The 15,137-nt window shown below is 34.8% G+C and carries 11 protein-coding genes; 4 read left to right on the forward strand and 7 right to left on the reverse strand.

Translation table 11 applies throughout. The annotated features are described in order from the left end of the window. Positions 1-45: 45 nt before the first annotated feature. Positions 46-1,071 (forward strand): threonine aldolase family protein, encoded by a 1,026-nt coding sequence (locus tag ACEN2H_RS01130; RefSeq protein WP_441729642.1) that lies wholly within the window; start codon positions 46-48, stop codon positions 1,069-1,071. A 60-nt stretch (positions 1,072-1,131) separates the two neighbouring features. On the opposite strand, the gene ACEN2H_RS01135 is transcribed toward ACEN2H_RS01130, so the two are convergent. Continuing rightward, positions 1,132-1,452 carry a YbaB/EbfC family nucleoid-associated protein gene (locus tag ACEN2H_RS01135; RefSeq protein ID WP_441729643.1) on the reverse strand — a complete coding sequence of 107 codons (321 nt, stop codon included), beginning with the start codon at positions 1,450-1,452 and terminating at the stop codon, positions 1,132-1,134. Between the two features lie 144 nt (positions 1,453-1,596). Here ACEN2H_RS01135 and ACEN2H_RS01140 point away from each other — a divergent pair, with 144 nt between their 5' ends. Next, complete coding sequence (locus tag ACEN2H_RS01140) at positions 1,597-3,657, forward strand: S9 family peptidase (RefSeq protein WP_441729644.1); 2,061 nt, start codon at positions 1,597-1,599, stop codon at positions 3,655-3,657. 70 nt (positions 3,658-3,727) lie between these two features. Further along, complete coding sequence (locus tag ACEN2H_RS01145; protein WP_441729645.1) at positions 3,728-4,768, forward strand: PLP-dependent cysteine synthase family protein; 1,041 nt, start codon at positions 3,728-3,730, stop codon at positions 4,766-4,768. 84 nt (positions 4,769-4,852) lie between these two features. On the opposite strand, the gene ACEN2H_RS01150 is transcribed toward ACEN2H_RS01145, so the two are convergent. The 6 genes from ACEN2H_RS01150 to ACEN2H_RS01175 form a co-directional block, all read right to left on the reverse strand. Next, positions 4,853-6,925, reverse strand: a complete 2,073-nt coding sequence (locus tag ACEN2H_RS01150; protein ID WP_441729646.1) for a hypothetical protein — start codon at positions 6,923-6,925, stop codon at positions 4,853-4,855. Between the two features lie 400 nt (positions 6,926-7,325). Next, positions 7,326-8,186 (reverse strand): EamA family transporter, encoded by an 861-nt coding sequence (locus ACEN2H_RS01155; protein ID WP_441729647.1) that lies wholly within the window; start codon positions 8,184-8,186, stop codon positions 7,326-7,328. 86 nt (positions 8,187-8,272) lie between these two features. Continuing rightward, a complete protein-coding gene (locus tag ACEN2H_RS01160; protein ID WP_441729681.1) occupies positions 8,273-8,986 on the reverse strand; it encodes a YebC/PmpR family DNA-binding transcriptional regulator in 714 nt (237 codons plus the stop codon). Between the two features lie 106 nt (positions 8,987-9,092). After that, on the reverse strand, positions 9,093-11,126 hold the full coding sequence (locus ACEN2H_RS01165; protein ID WP_441729648.1) for a S41 family peptidase: 2,034 nt from the start codon (positions 11,124-11,126) through the stop codon (positions 9,093-9,095). A gap of 86 nt (positions 11,127-11,212) precedes the next feature. Beyond that, positions 11,213-12,295, reverse strand: a complete 1,083-nt coding sequence (gcvT, locus tag ACEN2H_RS01170) for a glycine cleavage system aminomethyltransferase GcvT (RefSeq protein ID WP_441729649.1) — start codon at positions 12,293-12,295, stop codon at positions 11,213-11,215. A gap of 212 nt (positions 12,296-12,507) precedes the next feature. Further along, a complete protein-coding gene (locus ACEN2H_RS01175) occupies positions 12,508-14,034 on the reverse strand; it encodes a S10 family peptidase (RefSeq protein WP_441729650.1) in 1,527 nt (508 codons plus the stop codon). 198 nt (positions 14,035-14,232) lie between these two features. On the opposite strand from ACEN2H_RS01175, the gene ACEN2H_RS01180 reads away from it, so the two are divergent. Further along, the gene (locus tag ACEN2H_RS01180) at positions 14,233-15,087 is read left to right on the forward strand and encodes an NAD(P)H-hydrate dehydratase (RefSeq protein ID WP_441729651.1); all 855 of its coding nucleotides are present in this window, start codon (positions 14,233-14,235) and stop codon (positions 15,085-15,087) included. Positions 15,088-15,137 lie beyond the last annotated feature (50 nt).

Here is a 15,137-nt window from a genome sequence, read left to right on the forward strand (position 1 = left end):
ATTATGTAATTTTGTTGGACAAAAATAAGATATAGTTTTTAGAATATGGAAATAAATTTAATTAGTGATACTATTACTAAGCCCACACAGGAAATGTTACAGTATATGTTTAAAGCCGAAGTGGGTGATGATGTATATAAACAGGATCCGACGGTTATAGCATTAGAAGCGAAATTGGCAGCGATGTTTGGTATGGAAGCAGGATTGTTTTTTCCGTCAGGAACTATGGCAAATCAAACAGCCATAAAATTACATACGCAACCAGGAGAGCAATTAATAGCCGATAAATACGCCCATGTTTATCATTATGAAGGAGGTGGTGCCTCTTTTAATAGCGGAGTTTCTTGTTGTTTACTTGATGGGAAGCGAGGAATGATAACTGCTGAACAAGTAGCGGCAGCAATTAATGATCCTGAGTTTTACCACAGTCCTTTAACGAGTTTGGTTTGTGTAGAGAATACAACGAACAAAGGGGGAGGAGCCTGTTATGAAATGGAAGATTTAAAAAAAATAAAGGCTGTTTGTGTTGCCAATAATCTAAAGTTTCATCTTGATGGAGCTCGAATTTGGAATGCTTTGGTGGTCAAAAAACAAGACCCAAAAGAATTTGGTAAACTGTTCGATACTATTTCCGTTTGTTTGTCAAAAGGACTTGGTGCGCCAATAGGTTCTGTTTTATTAGCTGATAAGGCTACTATTCACCGTGCTTTAAGAATACGTAAAATTTTAGGGGGCGGTATGCGTCAAGTGGGATATCTAGCTGCAGCTGGAATTTATGCTTTAGACAATAATATGGAACGTCTTGCAGAAGACCATAGGAGAGCGAAAGAACTGGCTAATGTACTTGCCAAGGCTAGCTGGGTTTCTTCGGTTGAGCCTGTTGAAACTAATATTTTGATTTTTTCATTGGCAGCTAACTGCAGTGATAAGGTCTTAATAGAAAAACTTAAACAAAAAAACATTTCTATAAGTTCGATGGGTCATGGAAAATTAAGAATTGTTACGCATCTCGATTATAGAGAGGTCATGCATACTTATGTTTTAGAGACTCTGGAAAAACTAACAATCTAGTAAAAATATTATCAGGTTTAAAGTTTTAGTATTATCTAAAACTTTAAACCTGATAATATTTTATTTAAACATATTCTCCATTCCAGGAATCATCGGCATGTCCATTTTTGCAACAGCATCAAGTTCCGCTTCATTTACTTTTGTTGCTTTTTCGATTGCTTTGTTCATCACTAAAACCATATAATCTTCTAGTTGTTCTTTGTCTTCAAGCAGCGCATCGTCAATTGTGATGGACTTAATTGTTCTGTTGGCAGTAATCGTTATTTTTAATAAACCATCCGTACTTTGTTCGTCTACAAGAACTGAATCCAATCGTTTCTTTGTTTCTTCCATTTTTTGTTGGGTCTCCTTAAGTTTTCCCATCATTCCCATTAAATCCATTTTGATAATTTTAAAATTATATAAACACGAAATTACAAAAAATCAGAATGATACGCAATGTTAAATAAGACGAAAAATGCAGTCGCTATGAGCTGACTTTGCCTTATTTTTGTATCTTGTTTTAAAAACTTGAAAGCCTAAAAAATGACAGAAAAGATACAACCACCAGTTGCTAAAGTTATACCAACTATACTAGAAAAGTTCGGAGATATTAGAATAGACAACTATTTTTGGTTAAAAGACAGAGAGAACCCTGAAGTCATTGATTACCTTAATAAAGAGAACGAATATTATCAAAAAATGACTGCCCATACGCAGGAGTTTCAAAAGGAATTATTCGAGGAAATGAAAGCCAGGATTAAGGAAGATGACGAATCAGTACCTTATTTATACAATGGCTATTATTATATTACCCGTTTTGAAAAGGGAAAAGATTATCCTATTTATTCTCGAAAGAAAGAAAGCCTTTCGGCAAAAGAAGAGATTATGTTCGATTGTAACGAACTAGCTAAAGGGAAAAAGTATTTTAATTTAAGCGGTTTAAGTATCAGTATTGACAATCAGTTTGCTACCTATGCGGTCGATACGGTAGGGAGAAGAATCTATACTTTACAATTCAAAAATTTACTTACGGGTGAAATTTTATCCGATAAAATAGAAAACACTACTGGAAATTCTACTTGGGCAAATGATAATAAAACTGTTTTTTATACTAAACAAGATGAGAACACCTTGCGTTCTGATAAAGTGTTGAAGCACGTCATGGGAACCGAAACGGGAATCGATAAGTTGATTTATTTTGAAAAAGACGATACTTATGATGTGGCTGTAGGAAAGGAAAAATCAAAAAAATATATTTTGATAAGTTCTTCAAGTACCTTAACATCAGAATTCAGAACTTTATTGGCAGATAAGCCGGAAGGTAAGTTCTCTGTTTTTCAAAAAAGAAAAAGAGGTTTAGAGTACAGTATTTCACATTATGGCGATAGTTTTTATATTGTTACCAATAAAGACAAAGCTACCAATTTTAAGTTGATGAAGACTCCTGAGTCAGCAACGAAAATGGAGAATTGGGAAGATGTTATTGCCCATCGCGATGATGTTCTATTAGAAGATATTGATATTTTTAAAGATTATTTAGTGGTTTCTGAACGAAGTAATGGTCTGAATAAAATACGAATCATGCCATGGAACGGAATTGGGGAATATTACTTGCCTTTTGAAAGTGAAACCTACACAGTTTATCCAACATCAAATGTTGATTTCGATACTGATATTCTGCGTTTTGCCTATCAATCAATGGCCACGCCAGCTTCGATCATTGATTTTAATATGAAAACGAAGGACAAAGAAATCAAGAAGGAACAAGAGGTGCTTGGAGGTAAATTCGATAAAGAGAATTACATTGAAGAACGTTTATGGGCAACTGCTAAGGATGCAACCATAGTTCCTATCTCAGTAGTTTATAGAAAAGGTATGAAGAAAGACGGTAAAAATCCGTTATTATTATATGCTTACGGTTCTTATGGACATTCTATGGATGCCCACTTTTCATCAACAAGATTGTCATTATTGGATAGAGGTTTTATCTATGCAATAGCACACATTCGAGGAGGGGAAGATCTAGGAAGAAAATGGTATGAAGACGGAAAATTGTTAAAAAAGAAAAATACTTTTACTGATTTCATTGACTGCTCTAAATATTTAATCAAGGAAAAATATACTTCACCTGAGCATTTATATGCAGAAGGAGGATCTGCTGGAGGATTATTGATGGGAGTTGTTTTGAATATGGCGCCAGAATTATATAATGGGGTAATTGCTCAAGTTCCTTTTGTAGATGTTGCAACCACAATGTTAGATGATACAATTCCTTTAACGACAGGGGAATATGATGAATGGGGAAATCCGAATTTAAAAAAATACTATGGCTATATGAAGTCCTATTCTCCTTATGACAATGTTATATCTCAAGCTTATCCTAATATGTATATATCCACTGGTTTACATGACTCTCAGGTGCAGTATTGGGAGCCAGCGAAATGGGTAGCTAAATTACGGACTTTAAAAACCGATAATAATCTTTTGGTTTTAGATACAAACATGGACGCGGGTCACGGAGGAGCGTCTGGTAGGTTTGAAGCTCTTAAAGAATTGGCAAAGGAATTCAGCTTTTTATTAGATTTAGAAAAAATTAAAAAGTAATTCAAAAAATTTTGTTAAATTTGTGCTGTTTCGAGGTCTAACAAAGATGAATTTGCCTAACTATTTTTTTATGAAAGAAGAAATAAACGCATACAACAATGTTTTAGAATTAATTGGTAACACACCGCTTATTAAGCTAAACAGAGTCACCGAAGAGTTAGAAGGTAATTTCTATGCAAAGGTAGAAGCTTTTAATCCAGGGCACTCCTCCAAAGACAGAATAGCACTTTACATTATTGAGGAGGCTGAGAAAAGAGGGATATTATCTCCAGGAGATACCATAGTTGAAACTACTTCGGGGAATACTGGTTTTAGCTTGGCTATGGTGAGTATCATTAAAGGTTATAATTGTATCCTTGCTGTAAGTTCAAAATCATCCAAAGATAAAATTGATATGCTTCGCAGCTTAGGAGCAAAAGTTTATGTTTGCCCAGCTCATGTGTCGGCAGATGATGAACGTTCTTATTATAGTGTAGCCAAAAGATTGCATGAAGAAACGAAAGGGTCGGTTTATATCAATCAATATTTCAATCAGTTAAATATTGATGCGCATTACAAATCAACTGGACCCGAAATTTGGAAACAAACTAATGGTCAAATTACACATCTTGTTGCTTGTAGCGGAACTGGAGGAACAATTTCAGGAACAGCAAAATACTTAAAAGAACAAAACCCAAACATTAAAATTCTTGGTGTTGATGCTTTTGGTTCGGTGCTAAAAAAATATCATGAAACACGAGAGTTTGATAAAGATGAAATTTATCCTTATAGAATAGAAGGTCTAGGTAAAAACTTGATTCCATCCGCAACCGATTTTGATACGATTGATAAATTCATGAAAGTAACTGACGAAGAAAGCGCTCATTCTGCAAGAGAAATCGCTAGAAAAGAGGGGATGTTTGTTGGGTATACTTCAGGAGCTGTTTTACAAGCAATCAGGCAATATGCTGAGGAAGGTGAATTTGACGTTAACAGTAATGTTATTGCCATATTCCCGGATCATGGTTCTCGTTATATGAGTAAAGTATTTAGCGATGATTGGATGAACGAACAAGGATTCTTTGACAGTGTAAATCAAGAAGAAGTTCAAAAAATTGAAATGATAAAATAAATTACCAACTATAAATTTAAAAGTCCCATTTGCTTTTGCAAATGGGACTTTTTTGTTGGACATAAATGGAGAAAACTTCTTTAGTTAGTCCAATAATTCAGGATTACTAAGAATTAACTCTATCTTTTTAATAGTAATCGTGATCTGACTCATTTGTGATTCTATATTTCTAAAAAAGAGACTAATGTCTCTATTGACCCAACTTTCAGAAATAACTCTTGAACCCAAACTGATTCTTAAAATTGCACTTTCAATTTCGTTAGTATATTTTACATTAACAGCTTGACCGATATGGCATTTTTGAGCAGCAAGTCGAATGATTTCTAAAGAAGCGTCTTTAAACTGATCTGATAAATCAGAATTTAGTAAAGTATATAATTTTTTCACTTTATCAACTGACAATACTTCATTATCTTTAAAAATAAAGAAAGGAAAAATGGTACGGATATTTCTTATTCCAAACTCTTTACTACTATAACTTTTCGTTTTAGTTTCATCACCATAAATATGCTGCAAAAAGCTGGCCTCTTTTATAGAGTCATCAACAAAATTGCAAAACATCTCAATACCCATATTTCGGTACAAAATAGGTGTTTTGTAATACCTGTCCATTTCAACCACGGCAGCATTCCAGCGCATATATGAGCCGTAGTTATAACCATCAGATAACTCATTTGAGCAGAACCAAGAAGTAGGCCAATCGGAATGATTGTAATATTTGGTTAAACCTTTGGGCAATGTGTTCTTTACAGAATGAATTAATTTATTTACTCTTTTTGGTAGTATTAATGCGCCGCAATATGGAGGACCAGTGAAGAATTTACTCCCTGTAATGGTAACAATGTATCCTTTATTTAAATAATTTTGTATGTCTTTTGGATCTAATCTAAGCTGTGAGCCATCTACAATTATTTGAATTGATAAATTTTCAAGTGTATTTAGTTTTTTAATGAATTCGTCGCTAGGAGATTGATAACCTAGTTTCGATTGATCCATCGTATGTAAAACTACATGCCTGCCTAGATCTTTGGTTCTAGAAACAGCATCAAATACTTCTTCATCTAATTGATTGGATGATTTTAATGCGCCATTTTCATCTCTAAAAGGGATTTTAATTAAATCAACATCTCTAAAACCTTCAATTTTGTCACCTTTTTTAATTGGATAATTTAAGGCAGTGGTATTTTCAAAATGACATCCTTTTAAGGCCGCGGCGACACCGCTACCAGTTTCATCAGATGCAACCAAAATATGTGTTATTTCTTTATCGAAAATAATTTGTGTTATAGCTGCTATTTGCAGAGAAGAGTCGGTGCCCGATGGTGAAAAAATTATTTCACACTCCTCATTTAATTTGAATGTTTTTCTCAGGTTGTTTTTTAGTAATTCAGAAAACTCTAGTGTAGTCTTTTTGAAACCGTTTTTTAAGCTATTTCTAATTAATATACTTCTAACTTTATCTGTTTTATCAAAGGCAAAATTTGAAACACTTGTCGCTGTTGATGAGGCAAAAGTAAAAGCATCGGGTCTTGGGAATGGGCGACATCCGTATTTGTTTAGCAAATGAATTTCGTCGATATTCAATCTAAGATCACCTCCAGACATCAACAAGTATTCTGTAGGTTTTGCTAGATTTTCAATAATAGGTTTCCAAGATTCTTTAAGTTCGGTGTTTGATCTTTTTAAATCATGAAAAGATTGCAGCTCTTCGTTGTTTAATAAAGATTCCGCATTTAAACGGGTATCATTTTTAATTAGATTAATTAAGAGATAATCTAGGTTTTCTAATTTTTCTTTATCGTCCTTAGGTAGTAAATTATAAAATATTCGAATCACTTCAAGTGCAGCTATATCGCATAAAATAGCATCTTTTTTTTCGTTATTCAACGCTTTATACCACAGTTGCCATTCGATACCATATCGTAAATAAACTAAGGCCAAAATAGGTTTATTCAAAAAAGACGAACCAATTATAATCGACTTATTGGGAACAATTTTGAAAATAGTAGGCTCACTAGTTGAGGTAATAATATTGATATTATTTATTTTTGGTACGGTATTGAATCTTTTTAAAATGCGAACCAAATAGTCTACGTTTTCTTTTTCAAATAAACTGGTTCTTTTATATTGATTTTCAATTAGGATGTTGTTTGTCATAGATGTTATAATTTTAAAGGTTCCTTAGAACGATATTCTTTATTAGCAGTATTTAGCGGATTAGCTAAACACATTCAATCAGCGGCTATATTCGGTGGAAAACCGTCAAAAAAAAATTAATTCCTCCCTTTAGATTAAGCGAGACTCTTCTTTTTAATGATTTATGATATTCCAAATGTTTTTAGGTCTTGGCTGCTTTTAGAGCGCCGAATTTATCAAAAATCAAGCAAATATAATGAACTTGTAACCATGTAAAAAATTATAGGTTTTTTATAAAGTAAAAAAGATTAGATGTTTGCTAAAAAAACCTCCGTTTAACTAGGTAATGCTAATGAAGCCGCGCTTGTGAAATAATTAGATAAGTAATATACCAATTATAAACATGATTTAGTAAAATTTTTTATTTATTGAGAATTTGAGAAAATGTGATCAGCACAATGGCAATTATCGCTAAGAGTAATCCAAAGTAATTGTAACGACTAAGTTTCTCTTTAAAAACAAATATCCCCACAAGACTTCCTATAATAATCACACCCATATTCATCGCAGCAAAAACTGTAGAGGGGTTTTCGGCAAATGCCTTGTGTGCTTTTAGGTAGAAAAGGATATTTCCAAAGTTAAATACACCCACTAAAGCGCCCAAAATGAAGTTGACTCTGGTCAAGCTGACTTTCTTGAAGATAACTTCATAGATTACTGCTGCAACCATAATGACCATTGCTATACAAAAGATAATTAATAAAGAGGTTGTAAAAGCTAAGTTAGCATATAGGGCAATTTGTTTAAAAAGAACGTCTATAAGTCCAAATCCAACTAGAACTACGGCAGGATAGATCCATTTGTTATTTTTGTTTTCTGCTTTTTTGGAAAGTATAAGTAATATTGCCGGTAAGGCTATGAAAAAAGCCGTAATCTTGAGCGTGTTAAAATCTTCTTCGAACAATAGCCAGGCTGCTAAGATGGGAATAAATAACGAAAGCCGTTGTGCGGCATCTGTTTTTACGATACCCATATACCTTACTGATGCTGCCAAAAAAAGAAAAACGGCGGGCAGTAAAACTCCAAGACTTATGTAAATACTCCAAGGCGCTTTGGCATCTATGGCATTCAAATCGGGAGGGAATGACAGATAACATAACAGAATTGCGAAAATGTAATTCCAAGCCACGATTTGCACGGTGCTGATTGTGTATTTTCGAGATATTTTGAAGATGATACCCACGGTAACACTACATAAAATACTTAAAAGAAGAAATAACATTGTCGTGTGTTTAGAATTGAATTCTAATATTAGATGTAAAAAACTCCAGTAGTACTGGAGTTTTGTTTCGTATACAACGAGCTTGTCTAAGCTTCTTCCATAGTATGATAGACGTTCATAACATCCTCATCATCTTCCAGCTTCTCAATCAATTTTTCGACGTCAGCCATCTCATCGTCCGTTAGTTTTTTCGTGATTTGAGGAATTCTTTCAAATCCGGAAGAAAGTATTTCCAAACCTCTGTTTTCCAATTCTTTTTGGATGGTTCCAAAGCTAGTAAAAGCGGCATAGATTAAAATACCGTCTTCGTCTTCAAAAACTTCCTCAGCACCAAAGTCAATTAATTCCAGCTCTAATTCTTCAGGATCTAATCCTTCAGCAGGGATTCGGAAGTTACAGGTATGGTCAAACATAAATTCGACTGATCCTTGTGTACCCATCGTTCCATTGCATTTGTTAAAACAGCTTCTTACATTAGCAACAGTTCTGTTGTTATTGTCGGTGGCAGTTTCAACGATAACCGCAATTCCATGTGGTGCATAACCTTCAAAAAGCACTTCCTTATAATCAGCGGTATCCTTATCTGTAGCTTTTTTAATGGCGCGTTCCACATTTTCTTTAGGCATGTTTGCTGCCTTTGAATTTTGTATAACCGCACGTAATCTAGAATTGGCTTCAGGATTTGGTCCACCTTCCTTAACGGCCATTACGATGTCTTTTCCAATTCTGGTAAATGCTTTGGCCATCGCTGACCAACGTTTCATTTTTCTCCCTTTTCTGAATTCAAACGCTCTTCCCATTTCTAAATTATTATATTGAGCTGCAAAAATACGTCTAATAGTTACTTTTACCAAGATGAAGTGCTGTTCTTTTCATTAAATGGATGGAATATGGATACTTTTGAGTCTATTTTAAAGAGTTGAAATCTTCTAATATGTTTATCGACTCCTTTATAAATTGATTTGTTTTTAGTATTTCTAGTTGAAATTGATTGCTTTCTTTTTCCTGGGGATTTAGGCTGAGAAGAAATTTATTCAAGTAAGAGTTATAAATCTTTAAATTATTAGTTTGTGCCTCAAGCGTAGTAATTTCTAGGGATAAACGATTGATTTCCATCTGGTCTCCTAACACAGCTTCAATAGTTATGGGTAGTGGTGGTTTTGGTTTATTAATTAAGTCAGTTATTTTTTTGTTTACTTCTTTTATTTCATTGAAATAAGGATTGGAAGCAATTCTTTTTTTGCTGTTTTTTGCTGCTTTTTCAAACCAACTGGTATTCATGTACAGCTTAAAAGGTAGCTGTGCTGTCAAGCTGTCATTTTTAAATGAAGATGGACTATTGCTTTCCTTCGGACTGACTGTTTCATAGATTTTTGGCAATAATACATCTGGAGTAATGCCCAAAGCCTGGTTACTTTTGCCAGTCACCCGATAAAATTTGTTAATAGTCAGTTTTAAGAAATTCTCATTGTCATTCTGGTCTAGCGGCATTATAGTTTGTATTGTCGCTTTGCCGAGAGTGGAACTTCCCAACAATAGTGCTCTATTGTAATCTTGTAGAATGGAAGCGAAAAATTCACTTGCAGATGCCGTATTGCCATTTATTAGAACAACAATTGCATCCTTATATAACATGCCGGTATATGGGTCATTTACTATTGTGGAAAGCTGCTTATTGTCCACAATAATTGAAATAGGCCCCGAATCAATAAACATTCCTGCTAACTTTATCGCCTCTTCAATGGAGCCACCTCCATTGTCAACTAAATCTATAATTAGTCCTTTAATATCTTCTTTCTGTAATTTTAACACTTCCATAGCTGCGTCTTCCGCGCACCCTCTGCCGCTATTTCCTTCAAAGTCGGCATAAAAACTTGGAATTTTCAGATAACCGAATTTTTCATTTTTTTCTTCGATGATAAAGCTGTAGACCGTGCTTGACTCATCTTTTATGAGTTGTTTCTCAATAGTAACGTCGAAATTTTGACCTGAGTTTCTTCGCAATGTTAGTATGATTGTCTTATTGCTATTAGAAAGAATCATTGTTGCTATTGATTCTATCGTTGCGCAAGAGACGTCGTACGTTTCCTTCTTATTGGAAACAGAAATAATTTGATCTCCTTTTTTAATTTTACCTGTTTGAAATGCAGGGCCGTTAGGGTTTATAGCATAAATGATGACTTCATTGTTTTCATTTAGGCTGACATTTAATCCCAATGACAGATGCTCTTTTGATAAAGACGAAACAAAATTTGATTTGGAGTCATTACTGAAGTAGGCGGTGTGTGGGTCAAAGTAATTACAGAAATGATTAAAGACACTTTCTGAATTAGAACTGCTGCTTTGGAGGATGGTATTTATTCTGCAAAGTTCATTCTCTATAATTATTTTTTTTGATGCTGATGTCAATGCCTTAAAGTTAGCTTTAATGGAGTCAAGACTAGTTATTTTTGAAGCGATATCATCTAGAACTTCATATTTTATTTTCTTTAGCAAAACTTTTTCAATTTGATTTTCCATCAGGTAGAACGGAACTGATTTCCTGTATAAGTGAATAGTATCTTTTGTGTCATAATCTAGGCTTTCATTTGCTATTGCTTCTAAACAAATTTTGTTTCGCGCTAGCCCAGCTTTAAAAACACTATTTATATCGGTTAGGAAGGAGCAATTTTTAGCATTGATATAATCGTCAAGTTGAAAACGATATTTTCGCGAAAGAGTTTCGTATTCTGACTTTAGAAAGAGATTGTGGGTTGGATCTAGTTCATCAATAAGCTTATCAAAAACAAAAACCGAGAGACTGTCGTCTATCGGTTTTGGAAGAATATGCTCACTTTGAATAAGCGTATTTATTTTAGAAAGTATTTCACATGTTTTGGTTTCATTTTGGGCAAAAACCGAAAATGTTATCAATAACAAAAGCAGTGAAATTGTTTTCATGGATTGTGGTCATCTCGTCAATTAAAGTTAAGCTAATTATTTTAAAAATTAGTTTGAGAACTTATATTTTTTGACCAAAAAACAATTTATTTCTTGTAGAAAGGCAACTTAACTACCTTGGCCGGAACATCATTTTTTCTGATTCGGATAAAGATATCATTGTCAACCGCACTATTAGCAACGCTAACATAGCCCAGTCCAATTCCCTTATTCATCGATGGAGACATGGTTCCAGAAGTTACAATTCCGATAACAGTTCCAGAAGCATCTACAATCTCGTAGTCATGTCTTGGAACGGAACGTTCTTGCATTTCAAAAGCAACTAATTTTCTAGTAACACCTTCTTCTTTTTGCTTTTTTAGATTTTCAGAGTTAGTAAATTCTTTAGTGAATTTAGTGATCCAACCAAGTCCTGCTTCCAGTGGAGATGTAGTGTCGCTAAGGTCGTTTCCGTATAAGCACAAACCCATCTCAAGACGTAAAGTATCACGTGCAGCCAACCCTATTGGTTTGATTCCATAAGGGGCACCCGCTTCAAATACTTTATTCCATATTTGTTTAGCGTCTTCATTTTTACAATAAATTTCAAATCCACCAGAACCGGTGTAACCAGTAGCGGATATAATAACATTGTCTAATCCTGCAAAATCTGCTACTTCAAAATGGTAATATTTTATGGAAGCCAAGTCTATTGAAGATAATGATTGCATTGCCTCAACCGCTTTTGGTCCTTGAATTGCCAATAATGAGTAGTCATCAGATAAGTTTTTCATGTTGACACCCAAATCATTTTGAGCCGAAATCCAATTCCAGTCTTTTTCAATATTCGAAGCATTTACAACCAGTAAGTATTTCTCCTCTTTCATCTTGTATATAAGCAAATCGTCTACAACACCACCTTCATTGTTAGGCAAACAAGAATATTGCGCTCTACCAACAGTTAACACTGAAGCGTCGTTTGAGCTTACTTTTTGAATCAAAGCTAAAGCATTTGGACCTGAAAGCAAGAATTCTCCCATGTGAGAAACGTCAAATACACCCACTGCGTTACGTACAGTTTCATGTTCTGCATTTACCCCTTCATATAAAATAGGCATATTGTATCCGGCAAATGGTAGCATTTTTGCTCCCAAACTCTCGTGTATGTGCGTTAGCGCAGTATTTTTCATTATCGCTTTTTTATGATTTTTTGAAGTGGCTAATTTATTGAAAAATTATCAGATTTAAGGCATTATAATTGTAAATTCAATACTACTTAGGAGCTATTTTCAACTATCTATTGTGATATTCTTTTTATTAAAGAACTTCGAAACCTAATTGAAATAAAAAGACAAATCAAAAAATAGCTTTGGTTTGTCTTTTTACCCGGAAGAGTGCAATCTTAGTATTTTGCAGCTTCTCTAATTTTAGGCAGTGAATTTTTTATAAAGTCTCTAATGTCTTCATTTGCTGTTTCCAGATCTTTTTTTCTTAGATACATCATATGTCCACTTCTGTAACCTTTCCAAGTCATTCGGTCTTTTAGTTTTCCGCTTGGATCCATTTGCCATAAATTGTATTTCGCATTAAAATAATCGCAAGCTCCATCATAGTAGCCAGACTGGACCATAAGATTCAAATAGGGATTTTGTGCCATTGCTTGACGCAGGTTTTCGGCCGTTTCATCATTAGTTCTATCCCAAGGGTTTACAGGAGCAAACATGTTGTATTTGAAATCGGTTTTATAATTTAAATCATTCCGAATGTACATGTTGATAGCGGGTGTAAAGGAATGCAGCCAAGAAGTTAGTTCAGCATTGAAATCAGGGCTATCTCCTGCGTCTTTGCGGTCGATGCCTTTATAACGGGAGTCTAATCTACCTACCGTAAAACCTTGATCACGTAACAGTTCTTTCCAGAAGTAATTATAGGGAACATCTAGATTATTTTGCAACACTACTTTTTCCGAAATACCAGAATAACGTGCTATTTTTGCTGCTATTTCATCTTTACTCTTTTCATCAAGGGAGCCTCCTTTACTCAAAGCGGGAAGAAGTTCATTTATGGTAAAATCCTCCACTTCGGGCAACATATCTGTCAAATCTTTATTCTGTAAATCGGGAGCTAACATTTTATGATACCAAGCAGTTGCAGCAAAATAAGGTAGTTTTAATGCAGCATCAGTAGCTACGCCGCGAGTTATTCCCAAGGTGGTAGGTGATACTAATATAACGCCATTCAGATACATCCATTGCTTGTTTTGTAATTCAAGCGCAAGGCCGGAAACACGTGTTGTACCATAGCTCTCTCCAATAAGATACTTAGGGGAGGCCCAACGATTAGCGCGAGTTACAAATCCGCCAATCCAGTCGGCCAAGTATTTGATATCTGCATTTACGCCAAAGAATTTTTCTTTTGGAATGTCTTTGCTTGTCGGCCTGGAATAAGCGGTGTTTACTGGATTTACAAAAACGATATCGGCAACATCTAAAATAGAATAAGGATTTTCCTCGATTCCATAGGGCTGCAAAGGGTATCCTTCATCATCAATATTCAATAGTTTAGGTCCCGTATACGCAATATGCATCCAAACCGAAGCAGATCCAGGGCCGCCATTGAAAGAAATAACCAGTGGGCGGGAAGCTCGATCTTGCACATCCGAGCGTTCGTAATAGGTATAAAATAATCCTGCTAGGGCTTTTCCGTCTTCATCCCAAACAGGCATAGTCCCTGTAGTTGCTTTGTAAGGCACTTTTTGCCCTGTAATGGTAGTAATGTGCTCTGTAATCACATTTTGATCAGGATTGAAAACCAGATTTGACTTAGAAGTAATTTCTGGGGCAGCAGTTTTTTCTTCTTTATTAGATTGTTGGGCACTGGAGTAATTTATAAAACCAGTTAAGAGTAATAAAAATAATGTTTTTTGCATCTGTTTATTTTTAATAGTAATTATAGGAGACTAAAGTATAGTTTTTTAAAAGAATAACAAAAAGTGTTTTTGATATTTTTAGTGGAACCACAAGCTAAGAGATATGAAACGTCAGTTTTATGGAATGCCATGTTGCTGAAAAGGAATGATTATTTTCGGTTTCCTATAATTTTCGTATTTTTAAATAAATAATTTAAAATGAAGCAGTCCTTTTTTATAAATAAAATAGAAATCCTAAAACGGTACAAACCCGTTGATTCCAATGCGCACAAAGGAATTCAGGGACACGCATTAATTATCGAGGGAAGCTATGGTAAGATGGGGGCAGCTGTTTTGTCGTCAAAGGCCTGCCTTAAATCAGGTTGCGGACTTGTAACGGCTTATGTTCCTAAAATTGGATATGAGATCCTGCAAATTTCGAATCCAGAAGTAATGACGCTCACGGACGAAAGTGAGAAATACATTTCGAATATCGCATTCGACATAAAGCCGCAGGCGATAGGAATCGGTCCAGGTTTGGGACAAGAACCTAAAACCCAAAAAGCAGTTCACCGGTTTTTGATAAGCAATAAAACTCCTCTTGTTATTGATGCTGATGCGTTGAACATTTTGTCCGTTAACAAAGAGTGGTTAGCATTGTTAAAGCCAAAAACTATATTGACACCACACCCGAAAGAATTGCAACGATTAATAGGTAATTGGAATTCGGAGGAACATAAGTTTGATAAAACAATCGCGTTTTCTAAACAATATGATTTGATTGTCGTGATGAAAGGCGCACCCACTCATATTATTGATGGGGAAACCGTTTACCAAAATACAACAGGAAACGCGGCTTTGGCTACAGCGGGAAGCGGTGATGTATTGACAGGAATTATCACTGGTTTATTGGCTCAATCTTATGAGCCATTGAATGCAGCAATTTTAGGTGTTTATCTTCATGGACTTACGGCTGATATTGCTTTGCCGGAAACGGGACATCAGTCCTTCATCGCTTCGGATATTATTAGCTATTTAGGGAAAGCTTTTTTGAGTTTAGAAAACAAGCAGTAATTTAATGCTTCCAGTAAAATCTAGTTAACTAATTTGTAAGTTTGTACCTC

The sequence above is a fragment of the Flavobacterium sp. W22_SRS_FP1 genome, assembly GCF_052113685.1.
GTDB lineage: Bacteria > Bacteroidota > Bacteroidia > Flavobacteriales > Flavobacteriaceae > Flavobacterium.

Bases quoted from the DNA above. Each gene is read 5' to 3' on its own strand.
- ACEN2H_RS01130 (WP_441729642.1), top strand. From the start codon at position 46: ATGGAAATAAATTTAATTAGTGATACTATTACTAAGCCCACACAGGAA.
- ACEN2H_RS01135 (WP_441729643.1), bottom strand. From the start codon at position 1,452: ATGGATTTAATGGGAATGATGGGAAAACTTAAGGAGACCCAACAAAAA.
- ACEN2H_RS01140 (WP_441729644.1), top strand. From the start codon at position 1,597: ATGACAGAAAAGATACAACCACCAGTTGCTAAAGTTATACCAACTATA.
- ACEN2H_RS01145 (WP_441729645.1), top strand. From the start codon at position 3,728: ATGAAAGAAGAAATAAACGCATACAACAATGTTTTAGAATTAATTGGT.
- ACEN2H_RS01150 (WP_441729646.1), bottom strand. From the start codon at position 6,925: ATGACAAACAACATCCTAATTGAAAATCAATATAAAAGAACCAGTTTA.
- ACEN2H_RS01155 (WP_441729647.1), bottom strand. From the start codon at position 8,186: ATGTTATTTCTTCTTTTAAGTATTTTATGTAGTGTTACCGTGGGTATC.
- ACEN2H_RS01160 (WP_441729681.1), bottom strand. From the start codon at position 8,986: ATGGGAAGAGCGTTTGAATTCAGAAAAGGGAGAAAAATGAAACGTTGG.
- ACEN2H_RS01165 (WP_441729648.1), bottom strand. From the start codon at position 11,126: ATGAAAACAATTTCACTGCTTTTGTTATTGATAACATTTTCGGTTTTT.
- gcvT (WP_441729649.1), bottom strand. From the start codon at position 12,295: ATGAAAAATACTGCGCTAACGCACATACACGAGAGTTTGGGAGCAAAA.
- ACEN2H_RS01175 (WP_441729650.1), bottom strand. From the start codon at position 14,034: ATGCAAAAAACATTATTTTTATTACTCTTAACTGGTTTTATAAATTAC.
- ACEN2H_RS01180 (WP_441729651.1), top strand. From the start codon at position 14,233: ATGAAGCAGTCCTTTTTTATAAATAAAATAGAAATCCTAAAACGGTAC.